This is a genomic window from Thalassococcus profundi, assembly GCF_003344785.1.
Lineage (GTDB): Bacteria > Pseudomonadota > Alphaproteobacteria > Rhodobacterales > Rhodobacteraceae > Puniceibacterium > Puniceibacterium profundi.
In genome coordinates this window covers 1-1,470 of sequence record NZ_QPMK01000041.1, presented here as the reverse complement: position 1 = coordinate 1,470, position 1,470 = coordinate 1, and the positions used below count along the sequence as shown (strand labels likewise).

Annotated in this window: 2 protein-coding genes; one reads left to right on the top strand and one right to left on the bottom strand. The window is 53.0% G+C overall.

Annotated elements, in window-relative coordinates:
* Positions 1-753: hypothetical protein (locus DU478_RS23055; RefSeq protein ID WP_158545832.1), on the top strand; the 753-nt coding region annotated here is incomplete at its 5' end.
* A 247-nt stretch (positions 754-1,000) separates the two neighbouring features.
* Here the strand turns inward: DU478_RS23055 and DU478_RS22430 are convergent.
* Positions 1,001-1,470 (bottom strand): replication initiation protein (locus DU478_RS22430; protein WP_147276408.1); only part of this gene is annotated, 470 nt, incomplete at its 5' end.

The window sequence follows — 1,470 nt, the reverse complement described above, 5'->3', positions numbered from 1 at the left end:
AAATACATACTGCCCATTGCAGTGGCAACATTAATCACCTCTGGGCCAGTATTGGGGGAAGATTTTAATAACTCAGTGCCGGTTAATTTGCTTTTAAATAATGAATACAATCTTTCGGCAACTTTGCATGAGGTTCGCGCGGTTGAAGCGATTGGCGCGCCAGCACAAATTCATAGCGCGAGGGTATTTATGCTCGATGAGGCGGGGATGAATCGTGTGTATGGAGAGGTTCAAGTTGCAGGCGATAGAGAGTTGACAGACTGTGTTTACCATCCAAGCACACCAAGTGCTATTATCGAGTTTGATTTTGATTCTGAAAGTATTTTATCCGCTGAAGTGGTGGTCGCAACCATTGACTCTTTTRGAGGCTTTGGAAGTTTTCAAAGACTTGTTGTTGAGGGGCAACTCGGAGCKCCACTGCTCGGTACTTTTTCTTGGGGAATAGGTGTGCCAAGGGGGTTCAGAGTTAGGGGTGGAGTATATATTRCAGTAACGTCCATTATAACAAGTGATGGTGAAATATGGGAGGGAAATCCCATAAATATTTTGCGGCCGAATAATGAAGTGATACCTGATAGGGGCGTGATATCTGGAAATCCTTATTCTAAGCCAAGATTTTGTGACTACRCTATTGCGGGCGAAAATGATCAGCAGCTGTCGTCCGAATACAGCGGTGATATATTTATAGAGCTGGACAGATTGGTCGATAGGTTTGGCGCGMAGAATCTGAGGGACGCTCTGGAGCGTTATTGACTTCATTATGCTTCGCAACCCTGTGCCGAATYCACGAAATGAAGCCGGCACAGGGTTATGGTGAAGATTTTATGGGTGGTGCGATTGTTCGCCTGCGACRCGCCGGTTCGGCCACCGCAACAGGTGCGTACGCGGTTCCCGTGGTTATCACGCATCACCACTGCCACCAGCGGCGCGGTCGAGRCGGCCCTCTGGATKGTCGKCTTGCTCTTTCCGGTGGCTTTTGCCGCCTGTCCGAGAGTGTATCTCATGGGGTCTTGTCTCGTTCCAMRKGGACGGTCTCTGGAATTTTCCGTGTTTTCGACTGGCTCCCAGGGGGATCTGTGGTGAAAATATCATAGGCGGCACGGGCCAAATCGCGCTCGTTCCGGGTGATCTGGCGCCCTCCGGCCTCGAATGTCCGGCCCGCCCTGTCGCCCCAGATCTCCCGTTCTKCGTTCGTCAGCCCATTCCACCACYCCCGGGCCGGATCACCCTGAGGCGTGTCTTCGATGATCGGCGGAGCTCCGGAGGTTTCCTGTGCTTTTCGACGCGCGGCGCTGTGGCGGTCGTTTTCGGCCGCGGTTTCCGAGGCTTCGTGCGGGTCCTTCCAATGCCAGTCAAAGCGGACGGCATGGACTGATCGGCCGCGCTTTTCCGGGGTCATCTTGACCGTGACCGTGCCGTAGTCGTTGATCGCGTCGATGGCGGGCTTGAGGACCCATCGGCTGAACTGTC